At 66.6% G+C, this 16783-nt stretch carries 17 protein-coding genes; 7 read left to right on the plus strand and 10 right to left on the minus strand.

The window, feature by feature from the left end:
- Window position 1: 1 nt before the first annotated feature.
- Both GFY24_RS05415 and mrf read right to left on the minus strand, forming a co-directional pair.
- Window positions 2-280 (minus strand): type B 50S ribosomal protein L31, encoded by a 279-nt coding sequence (locus GFY24_RS05415; protein ID WP_153803848.1) that lies wholly within the window; start codon window positions 278-280, stop codon window positions 2-4.
- Between the two features lie 4 nt (window positions 281-284).
- Window positions 285-1619 carry a ribosome hibernation factor-recruiting GTPase MRF gene (gene mrf, locus GFY24_RS05420; RefSeq protein WP_309230483.1) on the minus strand — a complete coding sequence of 445 codons (1335 nt, stop codon included), beginning with the start codon at window positions 1617-1619 and terminating at the stop codon, window positions 285-287.
- Window positions 1620-1720: 101 nt separating this feature from the next.
- On the opposite strand from mrf, the gene rpmB reads away from it, so the two are divergent.
- From rpmB to rpsR, 4 genes are read left to right on the plus strand one after another with little or no spacing between them, the layout of a single operon-like run.
- Window positions 1721-1957: a 50S ribosomal protein L28 gene (gene rpmB / locus GFY24_RS05425; protein WP_153804182.1), complete on the plus strand. Its 237-nt coding sequence runs from the start codon at window positions 1721-1723 to the stop codon at window positions 1955-1957.
- A 10-nt stretch (window positions 1958-1967) separates the two neighbouring features.
- Window positions 1968-2138 carry a 50S ribosomal protein L33 gene (gene rpmG, locus GFY24_RS05430; protein WP_153803850.1) on the plus strand — a complete coding sequence of 57 codons (171 nt, stop codon included), beginning with the start codon at window positions 1968-1970 and terminating at the stop codon, window positions 2136-2138.
- A gap of 1 nt (window position 2139) precedes the next feature.
- On the plus strand, window positions 2140-2445 hold the full coding sequence (gene rpsN, locus GFY24_RS05435) for a 30S ribosomal protein S14 (RefSeq protein WP_309230484.1): 306 nt from the start codon (window positions 2140-2142) through the stop codon (window positions 2443-2445).
- A 34-nt stretch (window positions 2446-2479) separates the two neighbouring features.
- Window positions 2480-2737, plus strand: a complete 258-nt coding sequence (rpsR, locus tag GFY24_RS05440; protein WP_153803851.1) for a 30S ribosomal protein S18 — start codon at window positions 2480-2482, stop codon at window positions 2735-2737.
- Window positions 2738-3045: 308 nt separating this feature from the next.
- On the opposite strand, the gene GFY24_RS05445 is transcribed toward rpsR, so the two are convergent.
- The gene (locus GFY24_RS05445) at window positions 3046-3609 is read right to left on the minus strand and encodes a LysM peptidoglycan-binding domain-containing protein (RefSeq protein WP_309230485.1); all 564 of its coding nucleotides are present in this window, start codon (window positions 3607-3609) and stop codon (window positions 3046-3048) included.
- A gap of 205 nt (window positions 3610-3814) precedes the next feature.
- Here GFY24_RS05445 and GFY24_RS05450 point away from each other — a divergent pair, with 205 nt between their 5' ends.
- Window positions 3815-4276: a hypothetical protein gene (locus GFY24_RS05450; protein ID WP_153803853.1), complete on the plus strand. Its 462-nt coding sequence runs from the start codon at window positions 3815-3817 to the stop codon at window positions 4274-4276.
- A 210-nt stretch (window positions 4277-4486) separates the two neighbouring features.
- Here the strand turns inward: GFY24_RS05450 and purH are convergent, their stop codons facing one another.
- The 6 genes from purH to sucC all read right to left on the minus strand — a co-directional run bounded on the left by purH (window position 4487) and on the right by sucC (window position 11689).
- Window positions 4487-6073, minus strand: a complete 1587-nt coding sequence (gene purH, locus GFY24_RS05455) for a bifunctional phosphoribosylaminoimidazolecarboxamide formyltransferase/IMP cyclohydrolase (RefSeq protein WP_309230486.1) — start codon at window positions 6071-6073, stop codon at window positions 4487-4489.
- Window positions 6070-6723: a phosphoribosylglycinamide formyltransferase gene (gene purN / locus GFY24_RS05460; RefSeq protein ID WP_194852773.1), complete on the minus strand. Its 654-nt coding sequence runs from the start codon at window positions 6721-6723 to the stop codon at window positions 6070-6072. The genes purH and purN overlap by 4 nt, the downstream gene beginning before the upstream one ends.
- Before the next feature lie 64 nt (window positions 6724-6787).
- Entirely contained in the window at window positions 6788-8290 is a 1503-nt protein-coding gene (locus GFY24_RS05465; protein WP_309230487.1) for a DUF6350 family protein, read from the minus strand.
- Window positions 8291-8444: 154 nt separating this feature from the next.
- Window positions 8445-9383, minus strand: coding sequence for a DUF5336 domain-containing protein (locus GFY24_RS05470; protein ID WP_153803856.1), 939 nt, complete (start codon window positions 9381-9383; stop codon window positions 8445-8447).
- A gap of 209 nt (window positions 9384-9592) precedes the next feature.
- Entirely contained in the window at window positions 9593-10507 is a 915-nt protein-coding gene (sucD, locus tag GFY24_RS05475) for a succinate--CoA ligase subunit alpha (RefSeq protein ID WP_153803857.1), read from the minus strand.
- 15 nt (window positions 10508-10522) lie between these two features.
- Window positions 10523-11689, minus strand: a complete 1167-nt coding sequence (sucC, locus tag GFY24_RS05480) for an ADP-forming succinate--CoA ligase subunit beta (protein ID WP_153803858.1) — start codon at window positions 11687-11689, stop codon at window positions 10523-10525.
- A gap of 544 nt (window positions 11690-12233) precedes the next feature.
- Between sucC and GFY24_RS05485 the strand changes: the two genes are divergently transcribed.
- On the plus strand, window positions 12234-13529 hold the full coding sequence (locus GFY24_RS05485; RefSeq protein WP_153803859.1) for a M23 family metallopeptidase: 1296 nt from the start codon (window positions 12234-12236) through the stop codon (window positions 13527-13529).
- Window positions 13530-13594: 65 nt separating this feature from the next.
- Here the strand turns inward: GFY24_RS05485 and pcrA are convergent, their stop codons facing one another.
- The gene (gene pcrA / locus GFY24_RS05490) at window positions 13595-16078 is read right to left on the minus strand and encodes a DNA helicase PcrA (RefSeq protein WP_153803860.1); all 2484 of its coding nucleotides are present in this window, start codon (window positions 16076-16078) and stop codon (window positions 13595-13597) included.
- Between the two features lie 342 nt (window positions 16079-16420).
- Here pcrA and GFY24_RS05495 point away from each other — a divergent pair, with 342 nt between their 5' ends.
- Complete coding sequence (locus GFY24_RS05495; RefSeq protein ID WP_153804184.1) at window positions 16421-16708, plus strand: chorismate mutase; 288 nt, start codon at window positions 16421-16423, stop codon at window positions 16706-16708.
- The last annotated feature ends 75 nt before the right edge of the window (window positions 16709-16783 follow it).

The raw sequence follows: 16783 nt of genomic DNA on the forward strand, positions 1-16783 counted from the left end.
TTCAATTCTCCTCTTGCACGATGGAATTGCCGCGCACGCGTTTGCCATAGCGGCGTTCGAACTTCTCCACGCGACCCGCGGTATCGAGGACTCGCTGTGAACCCGTCCAGAACGGATGCGAATCCGAGGTCACATCGACCACCATGAGCGGATACGAATTACCGTCCGCCCATTCGATTGTGCGATCCGAAGTCGCGGTCGAGCGGGTCAGGAAACGCTTTCCGGTACCCGCGTCCTCGAAGACCACCGGATGGTAGTCGGGGTGGATTCCTGCTTTCATCGCATCACCTTTCATTCTTCCGGGAACCGCCGTCGCCGGTCACCGGCGTGGATTTTGTTGTGCCGCAAGGCTCCTCATGCTGATCGCCGAACGGGTCACCCCAGTGCGCGACGCGCTCCGGCGCGAAACGCACCTGCCGCAGTTCGTCCTCGTCGACCAGCGCCCAATGCAGGGCGTGCCGGATCTCATCGGCATCGGCCTCGTGCACCAGGATCACCAGGGAGCTGTGCCGGTCACCGAAATGCTCATGCCAGCGCAGCGACGCCATCAACCGGCGCTCCGGATCGATCTGTTCGAGTTGCTCGGAATCCATTGCGGCCAGCCACTTTCCGGCGCCACCGATACTCAGGCCGCCGCCCGCGGACTCCAGCCACACCACCTCGTCCGGCTGAGTCGCCAGCCAGATACGGCCGCGCGCGCTCACCACGCCATCGAGGAGTACATCGATCGCCGAGTGCAGGCGATCCGGATGGAACGGGCGGTCGGTGTCGAATTCCACCAGTGCCACACCACAATCCGGTGTCAGCGGCGGTTCACCGCGCAGCAGTGAGGAGTGCGGGTCGAAGCCCGCACCGCGCCGGGCATCGGACGGAATCCGGTCCAGCAGACCGAAAAGCGCGGCGGCGCGCGGCATTTCGGAGGACGCGTGCATGCCGAGCGAGGCAGGTTCGTCCAGCCAGGCGATCGGTGCGCGCGGCGCCAGCCGGGCCAGCACCGCGGCGGTCCGCATTCGCACATCCGGATCGGCCCCGCCGTCGAAAACCAGTAGCGCATCGGCGAATTCGACCTGACCGACCGCCAACTGGGCCACGGTGCGATCGTCCTCGACGGGGGCGTGACCACGCTCGGAAAGGGTTTCGTCACCGGTGGCATCGGCGAGCCAGTCACGGGCATCGACACAGCCGAGTACCGCCTCGATGCGCACACCGCGCCCCGCCGGACCATCCACCCGGCCCGGGACACCGCTCACCACCACATCCCGGATGGCCTGGCACACCGCCTCCGCCTCGAAGGCCGGGTCCAGCGCGAGCACAATGCGGCGCACCGAATCCCGTTGCGCCAGTACGCATAAGTACGGCAGCAGGTCCGCACGCAGGGTGCAAGAGACGCACCCGTGCGCGAGCTCGAGCACGCTCACATCCTCGCGAACGGGCCAGCCGGGCAGCAGCGGTGTGGTGTGCACGATCCGGCGCACCACACCTTCGCGTAATTCGGCGAGATCATGCCGGACCACGACGGTGTCGGGTTCGGACCCGAGCCGTTCGGCCGCGCGGAGTACGCCTTCGGCCGCGCGGCCGAGCAGGCCGGCGATCACCAGCACGGGCGTTCGGTCATCCACCGGGACCCCTTTCGACAATGATTTTCATTTACCGAGGGCTCAGCGTACATTGGAATAAACCCGTTGTCGAAAACGATTGTCATATGCAGGAAGGGGTGCACATGTCGGCCATCTGCCAGGTCACCGGACGCAAACCCGGATTCGGCAAGTCCGTATCGCACTCGCACACCCGGACCAACCGGCGCTGGAACCCCAATATCCAGCGCAAGACCTACTACCTGCCCAGCGAAGACCGCCGCATCACGCTGAACGTCTCCGCCAAGGGCATCAAGACCATCGACCGCGACGGCATCGAAGCGGTCATCGCCCGGCTGCGCGCCGGCGGCCAGAAAATCTGAGGAGTATCACATGGCATCCAAGTCGACCGAGCTCCGGCCGATCGTCAAACTCGTCTCCACCGCCGGAACCGGGTACACCTACGTCACCCGCAAGAACCGGCGCAACAATCCGGACCGCATGACACTGCGCAAGTACGACCCCGTCGTACGCGCGCACGTCGACTTCCGCGAAGGCCGGTGACGTGGCCAAGAAGTCGAAGATCGTCAAAAACGAAGAGCGCGAACGGATTGTCGCGCGCTACGCGGAACGCCGCGCGGAACTGAAGGAACTCATCCGCAAACCCGCCACTTCGGCCGCCGACCGAACCGCCGCACAGACCGCCCTGGCACGGCTCCCGCGCGATGCCAGTCCGGTACGATTGCGCAATCGGGACGCCGCGGATGGACGACCACGAGGTCATCTCCGCAAGTTCGGCCTATCGCGCATACGCGTACGCGAAATGGCTCACCGCGGAGAACTGCCCGGTGTAAATAAATCGAGCTGGTAACCACCCACAGATCTCGTGAGAAGGAACCGCTGACATGGCAGTGAAGCGAGCACCCTCGAAGAAGGTCCGCGCCGAGCAGGGCCGCAAACCCAAGAAGAACCCGCTGATCGCGGCAGGCGTCGAATACGTCGACTACAAAGACGTGAACCTGCTCCGCACATTCATCTCCGACCGCGGCAAAATCCGCAGCCGCCGCGTCACCGGCCTCACCCCCCAACAACAGCGCCAGGTAGCCATCGCCGTCAAGAACGCCCGCGAAATGGCACTACTCCCCTTCACCGCGAGCCGCTGACGCAACTCGCAGGAGCGCTGAAAACCCTTGTGCCCCCGATGCTTTCGCATCGGGGGCACAAGTACGCAGGAGGAGTGGAGCGAAGCTCGCACGCCCCCAGCGCAGTCCAGGGTGCGGGGCGAAACCCACCCGGCGGCGGCGCTCCCACATAAGGCGTTCGCAAGCGAAGCCCGTCCGGCGCCAGCACCACCGCCCACGGGGGGTCGGGGGCGAGGCCCCCGAGACCTAGCGTCAGCGCCCTCCCGACGACAAGTCCCCCGAGTGCTTGCACTCGGGGGACTTGCTTTGTGGCAGTACGGGTCCCGTGTTTACGGGATGGTGACTACCTGGCCGACGTCGATGGCGTCGGGGTTGGCGATGCCGCTGGCGTTGGCGATCTCCTGGTAGCGGTTGCCGTCGCCGTAGAAGCGCTCGGCGATGGCCCACAGGGTGTCGCCGGGCTCGACGGTGTAGGTCTGGGCGGCCGGGGGCGGCGGCGGGGGCGCGTCCTCGACGGCCGCGGCCTGGGTGACGACCTCTTCGACCGGAGCCGCGATCGGGTTGTCGGTGTTGGTCTCGGTGGACCAGACGGCCCCGCCGTCACCGTAGAGCACCACATTGCGGTCCGGCTGAACCACCAGGCGGTCGACGGACTTGCCGTTGGTCTCGGTGGACCATTCGGCGCCGCCGTCGCTGTAGAGCACGAAGTTGCCGTCCGCCTGCAGTGCGGCCCGGGTGACACCCTTGCCATTGGTGGCCGAGGCCCACTCGACCTTGCCGCTGGGATCGGACAACACCAGGTTGCCATCATCTTGCAGAGTCAAGGAGTATGCGCCGCCCTTGAGCGACTGTCCGAGACCGAGTTCTTCGCCAACCTTCAATGCGTCGCCCACGGTGTGTCCTTTCCGGAGAGGGAGATCATGAGATAAATCGATGGCGCGTAAGTACATTCGCACATCTGGTACCGAGGTTACTGCTCTCGCCCCGGTCCGCGTGGGGATTACGCGCCGAGTCCCCGGATAATTTGGCTCACCTTCGCTGGGAGTTCGCTATACGTCCATATCTGCCCCGGCCGGTCGGACCGTTAGGGTGGTGCGCATGTACGGGACCCGAGGCCGCCGCCTCACCGCCACCGCCCTCGCCGCGCTGCTGAGCCTCGCCCTCGTGGCCTGCGGCGACACCGAAAAGTCTGGCGACCGAACGAAATCCGGCACCACGACGACCAGCGCCGACCCGGCCCCCACCGAGGCCCCGCAGGGCCAGATCGGCCGCGGCTTCACCGCCGACCCGACCATCGTGAACCCGCACCCGCTGTCCTTCGACAGCTGGACCCGCCTCGCCGACGACAAGATCGCCGTCAACTTCACCACCGGCTCCCCCGAGTGCTACGGCGTCGACGCCACCGTCACCGAAACCGCCAAGAGCGTCACCATCGCCCTGCGCTCGGGCACCCGCGCCGACGCGGTCGGCCGCATGTGCACCATGATCGCCGTCTTCGGCAGCCTGGAAATCCAGCTCAAAGCGCCGCTGGGCAACCGCAATATATTGAGCGCCAAGTAGACCCGCGATCCAGAGCAACCGATCTCCGTCGTCCCGGCAACCAATCCCCCGTCATCCCGGCGTGCTTTTGGCCGGGATCCACAGTGCTGCATTGAGTTCCGCGAGATTCCGGCCGAAAGCACGCCGGAACGACGAAGGAGCCGGTGTACTTCATCGCAACTGCGATCAAGTACACCGGCTCCGAAACCGTTGCGACAGTGCGCCTCTGACTCAGTGCGCGAAGTGGCGCGACCCCGTCAGGTACAGGGTGACACCGGCTTCCTTGCACAGCTCGATGGTGTCCTTGTCGCGGATCGAACCACCTGGATGGACGATGGCGCGCACGCCCGCGGCGACCAGGATCTGCGGGCCGTCGGAGAACGGGAAGAACGCGTCGGACGCGGCCACCGCACCCTGGGCGCGTTCACCGGCGCGATCCACGGCCAGCTTGCAGGAGTCGACCCGGTTGACCTGACCCATGCCCACGCCGACGGCCGCACCGTCGTGCGCCAGCAGGATCGCGTTCGACTTCACCGAACGGCAAGCCCGCCAAGCGAATTCGAGATCGGCGAGGGTCTCGGCATCGGCCGCCTCGCCCGCGGCGAGGGTCCAGTTGGCCGCGCTGTCACCCTCGGCGTCGAGGATGTCGCGGTCCTGCAGCAGCAGTCCGCCGCTGACCGGGCGCAGCTCCACACCCTTGCGCTGGGCCGGAGTGGCCACCAGCACGCGCACATTCTTCTTGCGCTGCAACACTTCCACCGCACCATTGGCGTAACCGGGCGCGACAATGACCTCGGTGAAGATCTCCGCGACCTGCTCGGCCATCTCCACGCTCACCTCGCGATTGGCCGCGATGACGCCGCCGTACGCGCTGACCGGATCGGTGGCATGCGCCTTGCGATGCGCCTCGGCGATATCGGCAGCCACCGCGACACCACATGGGTTGGCGTGCTTGATAACCGCGACCGCGGGCAGCTCGAAGTCGTACGCGGCGCGCCACGCGGCATCGGCGTCGGTGTAGTTGTTGTACGACATTTCCTTGCCGTGCAACTGCTTTGCCTGCGCCAGACCCTGGGCACCGGCCTCGCTGGTGTACAGCGCCGCACCCTGATGCGGGTTCTCGCCGTAGCGCAGCACCGAGTCACGGTTCCAGGTCGCGCCGACCCAGGCCGGGAAGCGCTGCGACGCATCGGATTCCACGCCGTCGGCGGCCTCGGCGGCCGGGACGGCAATGCTGGTCATCCAGCTGGCGACGGCCACATCGTAGGTGGCGGTGTGCTGGAAAGCCTTGGCGGCCAGCGCGGTTCGCTCGGCAAAGGTGAAACCGCCACCCTGCACGGCCTTCAGCACGCTGTTGTACTCGTTGGTGTCCACGACCACCGCGACGGACGGGTGGTTCTTGGCGGCGGCGCGCACCATGGACGGTCCGCCGATATCGATCTGTTCGACCGACTCGTCGATGCTCGCGCCACTCGCCACGGTCTGGGTGAACGGGTACAGGTTCACCACGACCAGCTGGAAGGCTTCGACACCGAGCTCGACGAGCTGATCGAGGTGCTCGTCCTTGCGGGTGTCTGCCAGGATGCCCGCGTGCACGCGCGGGTGCAGGGTCTTGACGCGCCCGTCCAGGGTCTCCGGAAAACCGGTCAGGTCTTCCACTTTGGTGACCGGGATACCGGCGTCGGCGATCTTGCTCGCGGTCGAACCGGTCGACACCAGTTCCACGCCCGCGGCGTGCAGACCGGATGCCAGTTCGATCAGACCGGTCTTGTCGTAGACGCTTACCAGGGCCCGCTTGATCGCCTTGCGCTCACTCACCGGAGAACCTCATTCGGGATAACTGCCTTTCGTCCATCGGAGACAATGCCTCGGACCGCGACGGCGGCGACGGTCTCCGCCAGCAGCCGACGCTCCACAACCTTGATGCGCTCATGCAGCGCCGCCTCGTCATCGCCCGGCAGCACCTCGACCGCCTCCTGCGCGAGGATCGGCCCGGTATCCACCCCGGAATCGACCAGGTGCACGGTGGAACCCGTCACCCGAACGCCGTAGGCCAGCGCGTCCCGCACCCCGTGCGCACCCGGGAAGGCGGGCAGCAGCGCGGGATGGGTATTGATGATGCGACCGGCGAACCGCTCCATGAACCGAGGGCCGAAGAGCTTCATGAAACCCGCCGACACCACCAGATCCGGCGAGAACGCGTCCACGATTTCGGTCAGCGCCTGATCCCAGGCCGCGCGGTCCTCGAAATCACTCAGCTCGACCATGAACGACGAAATATCGAACGCCTCGGCATGATCGAGGGCCGCGCAATCGCGATCCACGCCGACGGCGACGACCCGGGCCGGATAACCCGGCTCCCGAGTCGCTTCGAGCAGCGAACGCAGCAGCGAACCGGTGCCGGAAGCGAGCACGACAACCGTCGCGGGCGCGGACGGCGGTAGCAGCTGGGCGGGCGTGGAACTCAGCGCACTACTCCCTCGAGTATCGGGCGGAAAGGGAACGGCGGACTGCGATCCGCCGCCCTAGAGCCTAACGACCGTCCACTTCCGGGTTGTCCGGCAGGTCTCCCTCTACCACTTCGGCGTCGACTATGTCGGAGTTCTCGTCCGATTCGGCGTGCGGTTCCGGGTCGAGGGCATCGGGTTCGTCGAGGAGTTCACCGTCGACCTCGACCACGTGGCCGGGGTCGTCATCGTCGTAGTAGTCGTCCTCGTATTCGTCGTCCGCGTAGTAGTCGTCTTCGGCGTAGTCATCGTCGTACTCGTCGTCCGCGTACTCGTATTCGCCGTCGTCGTAGTCGTATTCGGCCGCGCCCGCCGCGGTGCCGACAGCGGCCGGGGCGAACCAGCGCGCGCCGAGCATGCCGACATAGCCGGTGACGGCGAACCAGACGAAGGCCAGCGCCGCCGAGATGGCGACCTCGGGGCCGATTCGGCCGAAGGTGCCGAGGTCTCCCCCGGCCAGTCCACCGAGCAGCGCGATGAGCACGGCCGCCACCGCGGCGGAGGTGAGTGTCGCCCATGGCGCGGTGGGGCGGTCATCGGTGCCGCGGCCGCAGTCCAGGCCGCCGAGCACGCCGACGGCGGCGGGGGCGAGCAGGAACACCAGCCACCAGGCCGCGACCGGACCGGACGGCACGGCCGCCATCAGCGGCACCGCGGGAACCGGCGCGCCCTCGATACCGAACAGGCTCAGCGAACCGGCACCGATCTGCACCTGACCGCCGAGCAGCACGCCCGCCGTGTCCACCAGGGCGTTCGGCAGGTACGCCAGCGACAGCAGCGTCAAACCCAGTGCCCCCGCTATATTTCCGGCCGAATGATAGGTGTCGCCGATCCGCGACCAGTGCAGCAGAAACGACACCACGGTGAGTACGGCGGCCACACCCAGCAGCCGCCATACCGCGCGAATCCCGGCCCGCACACCGGGAACCACCCAGTGCGGCAAGGGAATCGGCAGCAGATCGGTGAAATCGCGCCAATGTCGTGCTCCCACACCGGCGATCACCGCGAGCAGGTGCAGGCCGATCACCCAGGCGAAGGCGACCAAGGTATCCGGCGGCTGCAGGGCCAGCACCGCCGACGCGTCATCGGCCACCGCCAGGCATACCGCGGTCACCAGCAGCGGTCCGCCGATCGCGGCGCCCGCGATCCAGGCCAGATCCACCGGGGTGCAATCCGCTTCGGCCGCACAGTGATCGGCGGCCTTCGCGCAGTCGCGCGCCACCAGCCACAGCATCAGCCCGGTCGGTAGCAGCGGCCACAGGCCGATCCCGGTCCTGCCGATGGTCAGCGGAACCTGATGCACCGCAAGCCAGCTCGCCGATATCGCCCCCGAAGCCCCCGAAAGCCCGCTGCCCGCGGCCAGCAGCGTCCCGAACACCACGGCGAAAATAATCAGCAGTACGAACGCCGAAGCCCGCGCCGCCAGCAGGAACAACACCCGGGCCCGCTCAGGAGTGAGCGACCCGAACCCGCCCCCGCCCACCGAGACCGGACCTCGCGGTCTTTCCCGCACATCCTCATCGGTCACCCGAGCCAGGGTAGTTCTCGGCGCACTCATGGAAAGCAAGGCTGGCAGCTCCGCCGCACCGAAACAGTCAGGCGCGCCGAGTGTTCCCAGTTCAGGGTGTCGACAAAGCGAACGGCCCCCGGTGGATACCGGGGGCCGTTCATTCGCGCTGGAATTACTTGTCGTCCTGGCCGGGACGGAAGGCGCGGGTCGCGTCGGCGGCCGGATCGGCGGACTGTTCGCCACCGAAGGGCTGGGCCGGACGCGGCGGCTGCGAGCCGAAATGCTGCGTGGCGTCGGCACTTCCGGGCTGACCGTAGGACGGCTGCTGCTGGCTGAACCCACCCGGCTGCTGACCGTACGACGGCTGCTGCTGACCATAGGCCGGCTGCTGGTAGCCACCACTGCTCTGCCCGGCGGGCTGCCCATAGGACGGCTGCTGCGGGTACTGGCCGCCGGTACCGTAACCGGGCTGCTGGGCCTGCTGACCCGGCTGACCGTAGGACGGCTGCTGCTGACCGAAACCCTGCTGACCGAAGCTCGGCTGCTGGTATCCGCCACTGCTCTGCCCGAACGGCTGCTGGCCGAAGCCCTGCGGCGCAGCCGGCTTCGGGGCCGGCGCCTTCACGATGCCGGCCTCGAAAAGCACTGCCAGCACGGCGATCACGGCCTGCACGAAGGACAGGAACACGATCAGCCAGCCACCCCACTTGGTGGTCAGCTCCCCGGTGAAGGAGTTGAACAGGATCGACAGGAAGCCCGCCAGCGAGGCGGCCGCCGCGACCCCGGTCCAATTCTGCTTGGGCAGCAGCGAAAGACCGGCGAGCAGACCCGCGAAGAGCAGGATGCCGACGAGCAACGGATCCGATTCGAACAGGCTGTAGGTGAGGCTGAGTTCCTTGGCGCCCTTGTACGGCGCGAAGCCCAGCAGGAAGTTGATCACTCCGAGCGCCGCAACGCCCACGGTGAGGAAGAAGGGAAGGCCCTTGCCCGCCGCGCCCGTCGTACTCGACCCTGTTGCGGGACCACCCGCGGGCTGCGAGCCGTAGCCAGGTGCGTTGGAAGGCGTCGGCGCGGGCCCGTTGTATCCCGAGCCCCCGGTCGGGTATGACATGTCGTCGTCTCCTATCGAGTCGTTCACGAACTTCTACCGACGCTACTGCACGGGACTGCCGCGGTCACCACTTACCACCGGGCGTGCCTATTCCGCAATAGGCGAATCCTGCTGTGGCGCCAGCCGAATCGGCTCCCGATGCACGGCGAAGGCCGCCCTCCGAACCGTTCCGGGAACGGTGGAGAGCGGCCTTCGTGCGAGAGCGTGTATCAGGCGGTGATGCTGGCCTTCTCGAGGATCTCGCGCGCCAGGGCGGCGGTCTCGGACGGGGTCTTGCCGACCTTCACGCCCGCGGCCTCGAGGGCCTCCTTCTTGCCCTGGGCGGTGCCCGCACCGTCGGAGACGATGGCGCCGGCGTGGCCCATGGTCTTGCCCTCGGGGGCGGTGAAGCCCGCGACGTAGCCGACGACCGGCTTGGTGACATTGGCCTTGATGTAGGCCGCGGCCCGCTCTTCGGCGTCGCCGCCGATCTCGCCGATCATGACGATGAGCTTGGTCTCGGGGTCCTTCTCGAACGCCTCGATGGCGTCGATGTGGGTGGTGCCGATGATCGGGTCGCCGCCGATGCCGATGGCGGTGGAGAAACCGAAGTCCCGCAGCTCGAACATCATCTGGTAGGTCAGGGTGCCCGACTTGGAGACCAGGCCGATCGGACCCTTGCCCGCGATGGTGGCCGGGGTGATGCCGACCAGCGACTCACCCGGGGTGATGATGCCGGGGCAGTTCGGGCCGATGATCCGGGTCTTGTTGCCCTTCTCGACGTTGTAGGCCCACGCGTAGGCGGTGTCCTGCACCGGGATGCCCTCGGTGATGACCACGAGCAGCGGGATCTCCGCGTCGATGGCCTCGATGATGGCGTCCTTGGAGAAGGCGGGCGGCACGAAGGCGATCGAGGTGTCGGCCCCGGTCTTCTCCATGGCCTCGGCGACGGTCGCGAAGACCGGCAGCTCGACCTCGTTGCCTTCCTTGTCGACGTGCTTGACGGTGGTGCCGGCCTTGCGGGCGTTGACACCGCCGACCACGTTCGTGCCCGCCTTCAGCATCAGCGCGGTGTGCTTGGTGCCCTCACCGCCGGTGATGCCCTGGACGATGACCTTGTTGTCCTTGTTCAGGAAGATAGACATATTGGTTCGTGTCCCTTACTTGGCGGCGGCCAGTTCGGCGGCCTTGTCGGCGCCTTCGTCCATGGTCTGAGCGAGAGTCACCAGGGGGTGATTGAAGTCGGCGAGGATCTTGCGACCCTCTTCGACCTTATTGCCGTCGAGACGGACGACCAGCGGCTTGTTGGCCTCGGCGCCAAGGGTTTCCAGCGCGCCGACAATGCCGTTCGCGACCGCGTCACAGGCGGTGATGCCACCGAAGACGTTCACGAACACGCTCTTGACCTGGGCGTCGTTCAGGATGACATCCAGACCGGCGGCCATGACGGCCGCCGAGGCGCCGCCACCGATGTCGAGGAAGTTGGCGGGCTTGACGCCGCTGTGGTTCTCACCGGCGTAGGCGACGACGTCCAGGGTCGACATGACCAGACCGGCGCCGTTGCCGATGATGCCGACCTCACCGTCGAGCTTGACGTAGTTGAGGTCGTTCTCCTTGGCCTTGAGCTCCAGCGGGTCGGTCGCGTCGATATCCGCGAAGGCCGCGTGGTCGGCGTGGCGGAACTCGGCGTTCTCGTCCAGGGTGACCTTGCCGTCGAGGGCGAGGATTTCGTCATTGGGGGTGCGAACCAGCGGGTTGACCTCGACCAGGGTGGCGTCCTCGTTGACGAACACCTCCCACAGCTTCTGGATGGTCACGGCCGCGGCGTCGAGCACCTCGGCGGGCAGGTGGCCCTGCTCGGCGATGGAACGGGCGAAGGCCAGGTCGACACCCTTGACGGCGTCGACGGCGATCTTGGCCAGGCGATCGGGGGAGTTGACCGCGACCTCCTCGATCTCCATGCCGCCCTCGACCGAGCACATGGCCAGGTAGGTGCGGTTGGAGCGATCCAGCAGGAAGGAGATGTAGTACTCCTCGGCGATGTCCTTCGCCTCGGCGACCAGGATCTTCTTGGTGATGTGGCCCTTGATGTCCAGGCCCAGGATGTTCTGGGCGTGCGTGAAGGCGTCGTCCGGGGTGGCGGCGTACTTCACGCCACCGGCCTTGCCGCGGCCACCGACCTTGACCTGCGACTTGATCATGACCGGCTTGCCGATTTCTTCGGCAATCGCACGCGCGTCCTCGGCCGTGTCGGTGACACGACCCTCCGACGAAGGCACTCCGTGCTTCACGAAGAGTTCCTTCGCCTGATATTCGAAGAGATCCATGTACTCACCGTCTCGTCTGCGTTGTTGTGACAACGTCTGGGTTGGCGGCCCGTTGTCGACCCGTAGCGACTGCTTGCAGGTCGCTCGAAAGGGTCAGCGGGTCGGGTCGGACTCTAACCAGTCACACGGAGCCGAAATCAGCCGCATACAGCCTAAGTGGCGCAGGTCACGGTACTGTCTCTACGCTTCCAAAACGCCTTGTCAATGCTACTCGCGGGTAGCTTGTTGACGGTGCGCCAGGTAGGACACGCGAATCCCGAAGAGTGATACGAGGTACTACGTGGCGTCGTTGACAAAGCTCACCGGGTTACCCGCAGCACAGTGAGGGAATCCCGGCTCGCAACGTGATGAATGTCACACCCGCGCGCCGAACCCCTCCCATCGCTTGCTGAGCCGCAATCGTTTCGTTACCGTCGATGCGGTCGATGTCACAACCCGGTCACGACAGGAGGACGGCAGGCTTGACGCAGCACAGCGCTCCGCAGGTAGAGCTCCGCTCCGCAGGCACCCCGTCAGCCCCGCGGCACTACCTGGATCAGCTCCGATGAGCGAAGGTCCGTTCCCATCACGCAGTCGCGCCAAACACGGCCATCGCTATCGCGAAGAGGCCGAGAACTTCGGCGGCGCAACCCACTTCGAGGCCCCGCCGGCGGCGCGCGCTCAGGTCGCGCACGGCGATTGGTCCGGTGCACAGAACTGGGACGCACCCGCCGAGAACTGGCAGAACTCCGCCGATAATTGGCAGGACCCCGCGCAGAACTGGCAGCCGGAACCCAATTGGGAGGCCGCCCAGTCCAACTGGGAAGCGCAGCCGCAATGGGGGAACGCCACCGGCTGGGATGAGCAGGCCGCGTGGAACTCCCACGGCGAGCAGTCCGGACCCGATACCGGTGGCTGGGCCGCACCCAATCCGAGCGATTGGGCCGGACAGTCCCGCGCCAATTGGGACTCCCCCGCCGATCCGTCGCCCTCGGGTGACTACCGGCCGGTCTACAGCTTCCGCACCGCCGCCGGTGACCGGCTCGAATTCTCCGGTGACGGCGCGCGCGTCGATCAGGGTGCGAGCGAAGCGGATTCGGCCGAGGATCGCCCGAAGACTTCCGGCGGTCGCCGTCGCGCCGGTGGTACGCACCGCATTCCGACTCCGCCGAACTCGCTCAAGGGCCGCGCCGCCGTGGTGGCCGTGGCCGCGGGTGCGGTGGTCGCCGCCGGGCAGACCGGTATGGAAACCACCGGTACCCATAACGACACTGTCGAGTACCAGGCCGCCGCGCAGGTTCGTGAGGTCTCCGCGAACGAGACCATCGGCGATACCTCGGGCTCCCCGCAGGTGCTGAACTCCGGTGCGCCCGTTGATCTCACCCAGTTCAACGACATCCTGCAGAAGGGCCAGAAGTACGCGTCCGATCTGGCCGCCGCCGAGGCCGCCAAACTGCGACCGCTCTTCACCAAGTTCGCCGCCGGAAACTTCACCTCCGGTTTCGGTATCCGCTGGGGCGTCCAGCATCTCGGAGTGGACGTGGCTGCCCCCATCGGCACCCCCATCTACGCCGTAGCCGACGCAACGGTCCTGGAAGCAGGCCCCGCTTCAGGTTTCGGTATGTGGGTCCGCCTGCTGCACGATGACGGCACCGTAACCATCTACGGCCACGTCGACACCGCCACGGTGTCGGCGGGCCAGCGCGTCATGGCGGGCGACCAGATCGCCACCGTAGGCAACCGCGGCTTCTCCACCGGCCCGCACTGCCACTTCGAAGTCTGGCTCAACGGCGTCGACAAAATCGACCCCCTCCCCTGGCTGGCCTCCCGAGGCATCTCCCTCGGCGTCCAGCGCGACTGAGCACCAAGCACTTACGAACTGCCCACCCGGGAAACCGGGTGGGCAGTTCGCATTTCAGCCCCGGGTCAGAGCTTGACAAGGGTGCGGCTGTAGGAGGGGATGAGGCGGATTTTGCCCGCGGTGCCGAAGTCGATGGTGACGGTGGCGAGGGTGCCGAAGCCTTCGGCTGCCACGACTCGGCCGAGGCCGTATTTGTCATCGCTCACGCGGTCGCCTACTGCCAGGACGAGGCCGGTGTTGTTGCGTTTGCCCGCACCGCTTCCGGAGGACGAGGAGGGGGCGGGGCGGCGGTCGCCGCCGCGGACACCGGGGCGGGTTTCCGGGGACCAGCCGTCGCCTCGGGTCCAGTCGCGTTCGAAGCCTTCGTCCTCGCCGCGGCGGCGGCCCATGCTGCGGCCGGTTTGGGAGACGGTGGGTTCGAGGCGGCGCCAGTCCATCAGGTGGCCCGGGATCTCCTGCAGGAAGCGGGATTCGGGGTTGGAGACGGGCTGGCCCCAGCCGGAGCGGACGACCGCGCGGGTCAGGTAGAGGCGTTGCCGGGCACGGGTGATGCCGACGTAGGCGAGGCGGCGTTCCTCGGCGAGTTCGGTGGGGTCACCGAGGGCGCGCATATGCGGGAATTGACCGTCTTCCCAGCCGGTGACGAAGACGACGGGGAATTCCAGGCCCTTGGCGGTGTGCAGGGTCATCATGGTGACGACGCCGGTGCCCTCGTCCGGGATCTGATCGCTGTCCGCGACGAGCGAGACGCGCTCCAAAAACGCTGCGAGGGAACCGGGTTCGGGTTCACCCTCGGCCTGTTCGGGCACAATGCCTTCCGCGCGTGCGGCTTCCACATTGTTGCGCGCCTCGGAGCTGAATTCGCGTGCGACGCTGACCAATTCGTTGAGGTTGTCCAGGCGCGCCCCGTCCTGCGGGTCGTCGGACGCCTCGAGTTCGCGGCGGTAGCCGGTGCGGTCGAGTACGGCCTCGACCACATTGCCGACATCCGGGAAGTCCTGATCCGGCTGCACGCCCGCCGCGCGGATCTCGCCGAGCAGTTCGACGAATCCGGCGATGGCGTTCACAGCACGGGTATTGAGCAGCGCGACCCTACCCTCGGCGGCATCCCGAAGTGCTTGTGCGAAGCCGATATTGCGCTGTTCGGCATGTACGGCCACGCACGCCTCGGCACGATCGCCGATCCCGCGACGGGGCGTATTGAGAATCCGGCGCAGGCTCACCGCGTCATCGGGATTCTCCAGCACGCGCAGGTATGCGACGATATCGCGGACCTCCTTGCGCTCGTAGAAGCGCACACCGCCGACGACCTTGTACGGCAACCCCATTCGAATGAAGATCTCTTCGAGCGCACGGGAGTTGTTGTTGGTGCGATAGAAGACCGCGACATCGTTGTAGTTGGCATCACCCTGATCGACCAGTTTGTCGATCTCGCGCGCCACGAAGGAGGCTTCGTCGTGCTCATTGTCGGCGACATAGCCGACGATCAGCTCGCCATCGCCGGAATCGGTCCACAGCTTCTTCTCGCGCCGGTTCTCATTGCGCGAGATGACCGCGTTGGCGGCGGCCAGAATATGCTGGGTGGAGCGGTAATTCTGTTCCAGCAGAATGGTTTCCGCGTCCGGGAAGTCGCGTTCGAACTCCTCGATATTGCGGATGGTCGCGCCACGGAAGGCGTAGATGGACTGGTCCGCGTCACCGACCACGCACAGTTCGCCGGGCGGCACCCGATCGGCGTCGGCGTTCTCCTCTTCGAGCGCCCCGTCCTCGCCCCATACCTGCCGGTGATGCCCGACCAGTTCGCGCACGAGCACGTACTGCGCGTGGTTCGTGTCCTGGTACTCGTCGACCAGAACGTGCCGGAAGCGCCGCCGGTAGTACTCGGCCACCTGCGGATGCCGTTGCAGCAGCCCCACGGTCTCGCCGATGAGGTCGTCGAAGTCCATGGCATTGGCCGCGCGCAGCCGCCGCTGGTACTCGTCGTAGACGCGGGCGACCAGGCGCGGCAGCTCCGCCTCCTCGGTCTCGGCGTCGGCGGCGGCCCGCGCCGGATCGATGAGTTCGTTCTTGAGATTGGAGATCGCGGTGGCGAGCAGGCGCGGCGTGTACTTCTTGGCGTCGATATCGAAGTCGCGGCTGACCATTGCCAGCAGGCGGCGCGAATCGTCGGCGTCGTAGATGGAGAAGTTGGAGTTGAGCCCGGCCACCAGATTGGCCTGGGTGCGAAGAATGCGAACACAGCTGGAGTGGAAGGTGGAGACCCACATTCCGGCCGCGCGCTGACCGACCAGACCGGCGACGCGTTCGCGCATCTCGGCGGCGGCCTTATTGGTGAAGGTGATGGCCAGGACTTCCCCGGGGCGCACCCCGCGCGCGTCCAGCAGGTAGGCGATGCGCCGGGTGAGCACGGCGGTCTTGCCGGACCCCGCACCCGCCACGATCAGCAGCGGGGTTCCGGTGTGCACCACCGCCGCGCGCTGTTGCGGATTCAACCCTTCGAGCAGTTTCTGCTCGGCCTTCTGCTCGTCCTGCGCCACCGTCGTCTTCATCGCCCATCCACGCTACCGGCGGGCACCGACAGGTGCGCACCCCGGCGGCGGAGGTGTCCGATAAGTGCCGGAAAAACTCAGCGAATTCACAAACGAACTCGTTTTGGTTTGCCTGCACCACATGGCACACTGGCCACGTGACCGGCGCTTTGGCGAGTGAATACACCCGAGCGGGTCCAGCGGGGGACAATGTAGAACGCAAGAGGTCTGATTCTTGGTGAAGAACCGATCGGTAACGGGTCGGGACCGCCTGCCGATCGACGTTCTGGACCACGAGGAGTTGAAAGTATGAGCATCTCGACGACGGGGCAATCCGAGCCTGCCACCGGAGCGGACTCCGCCATGCCCGCCGAGACCGCGCCCGCCGAGGCGGCCGCGCTGCCCTCGGAGGCGGAGATCGACAAGCTGCGCAAGGAGATCGACAAGCTCGACGCCGAGATCCTGGCGGCCATCAAGCGCCGGACCGAGGTCTCGCGCATTATCGGCCGCACGCGTATGGCGAACGGCGGCACCAAGCTCGTGCACTCGCGCGAGATGAAGGTGCTGGAGCGTTTCAGCGAGCTGGGCCAGGAGGGACACACCCTCGCCATGCTCCTGCTGCGTCTCGGTCGAGGCCGCCTCGGCCACTGAGAGCAGGGCATTTCCGGCATTACGTACACCGCATCTCGCTTGATCAGCACGCAGTGTTCGCCGGTCATCCACCTA

The organism is Nocardia sp. SYP-A9097, from assembly GCF_009649815.1.
GTDB lineage: Bacteria > Actinomycetota > Actinomycetes > Mycobacteriales > Mycobacteriaceae > Nocardia.

What these genes read in the sequence shown, in the direction of transcription:
- GFY24_RS05450 (WP_153803853.1), top strand. Translation starts at nt 3,815, where the DNA reads ATGTACGGGACCCGAGGCCGCCGCCTCACCGCCACCGCCCTCGCCGCG.
- sucD (WP_153803857.1), bottom strand. Translation starts at nt 10,507, where the DNA reads ATGTCTATCTTCCTGAACAAGGACAACAAGGTCATCGTCCAGGGCATC.
- GFY24_RS05485 (WP_153803859.1), top strand. Translation starts at nt 12,234, where the DNA reads ATGAGCGAAGGTCCGTTCCCATCACGCAGTCGCGCCAAACACGGCCAT.
- pcrA (WP_153803860.1), bottom strand. Translation starts at nt 16,078, where the DNA reads ATGAAGACGACGGTGGCGCAGGACGAGCAGAAGGCCGAGCAGAAACTG.
- rpsR (WP_153803851.1), top strand. Translation starts at nt 2,480, where the DNA reads ATGGCAGTGAAGCGAGCACCCTCGAAGAAGGTCCGCGCCGAGCAGGGC.
- GFY24_RS05415 (WP_153803848.1), bottom strand. Translation starts at nt 280, where the DNA reads ATGAAAGCAGGAATCCACCCCGACTACCATCCGGTGGTCTTCGAGGAC.
- rpmB (WP_153804182.1), top strand. Translation starts at nt 1,721, where the DNA reads ATGTCGGCCATCTGCCAGGTCACCGGACGCAAACCCGGATTCGGCAAG.
- GFY24_RS05470 (WP_153803856.1), bottom strand. Translation starts at nt 9,383, where the DNA reads ATGTCATACCCGACCGGGGGCTCGGGATACAACGGGCCCGCGCCGACG.
- sucC (WP_153803858.1), bottom strand. Translation starts at nt 11,689, where the DNA reads ATGGATCTCTTCGAATATCAGGCGAAGGAACTCTTCGTGAAGCACGGA.
- rpmG (WP_153803850.1), top strand. Translation starts at nt 1,968, where the DNA reads ATGGCATCCAAGTCGACCGAGCTCCGGCCGATCGTCAAACTCGTCTCC.
- GFY24_RS05495 (WP_153804184.1), top strand. Translation starts at nt 16,421, where the DNA reads ATGCCCGCCGAGACCGCGCCCGCCGAGGCGGCCGCGCTGCCCTCGGAG.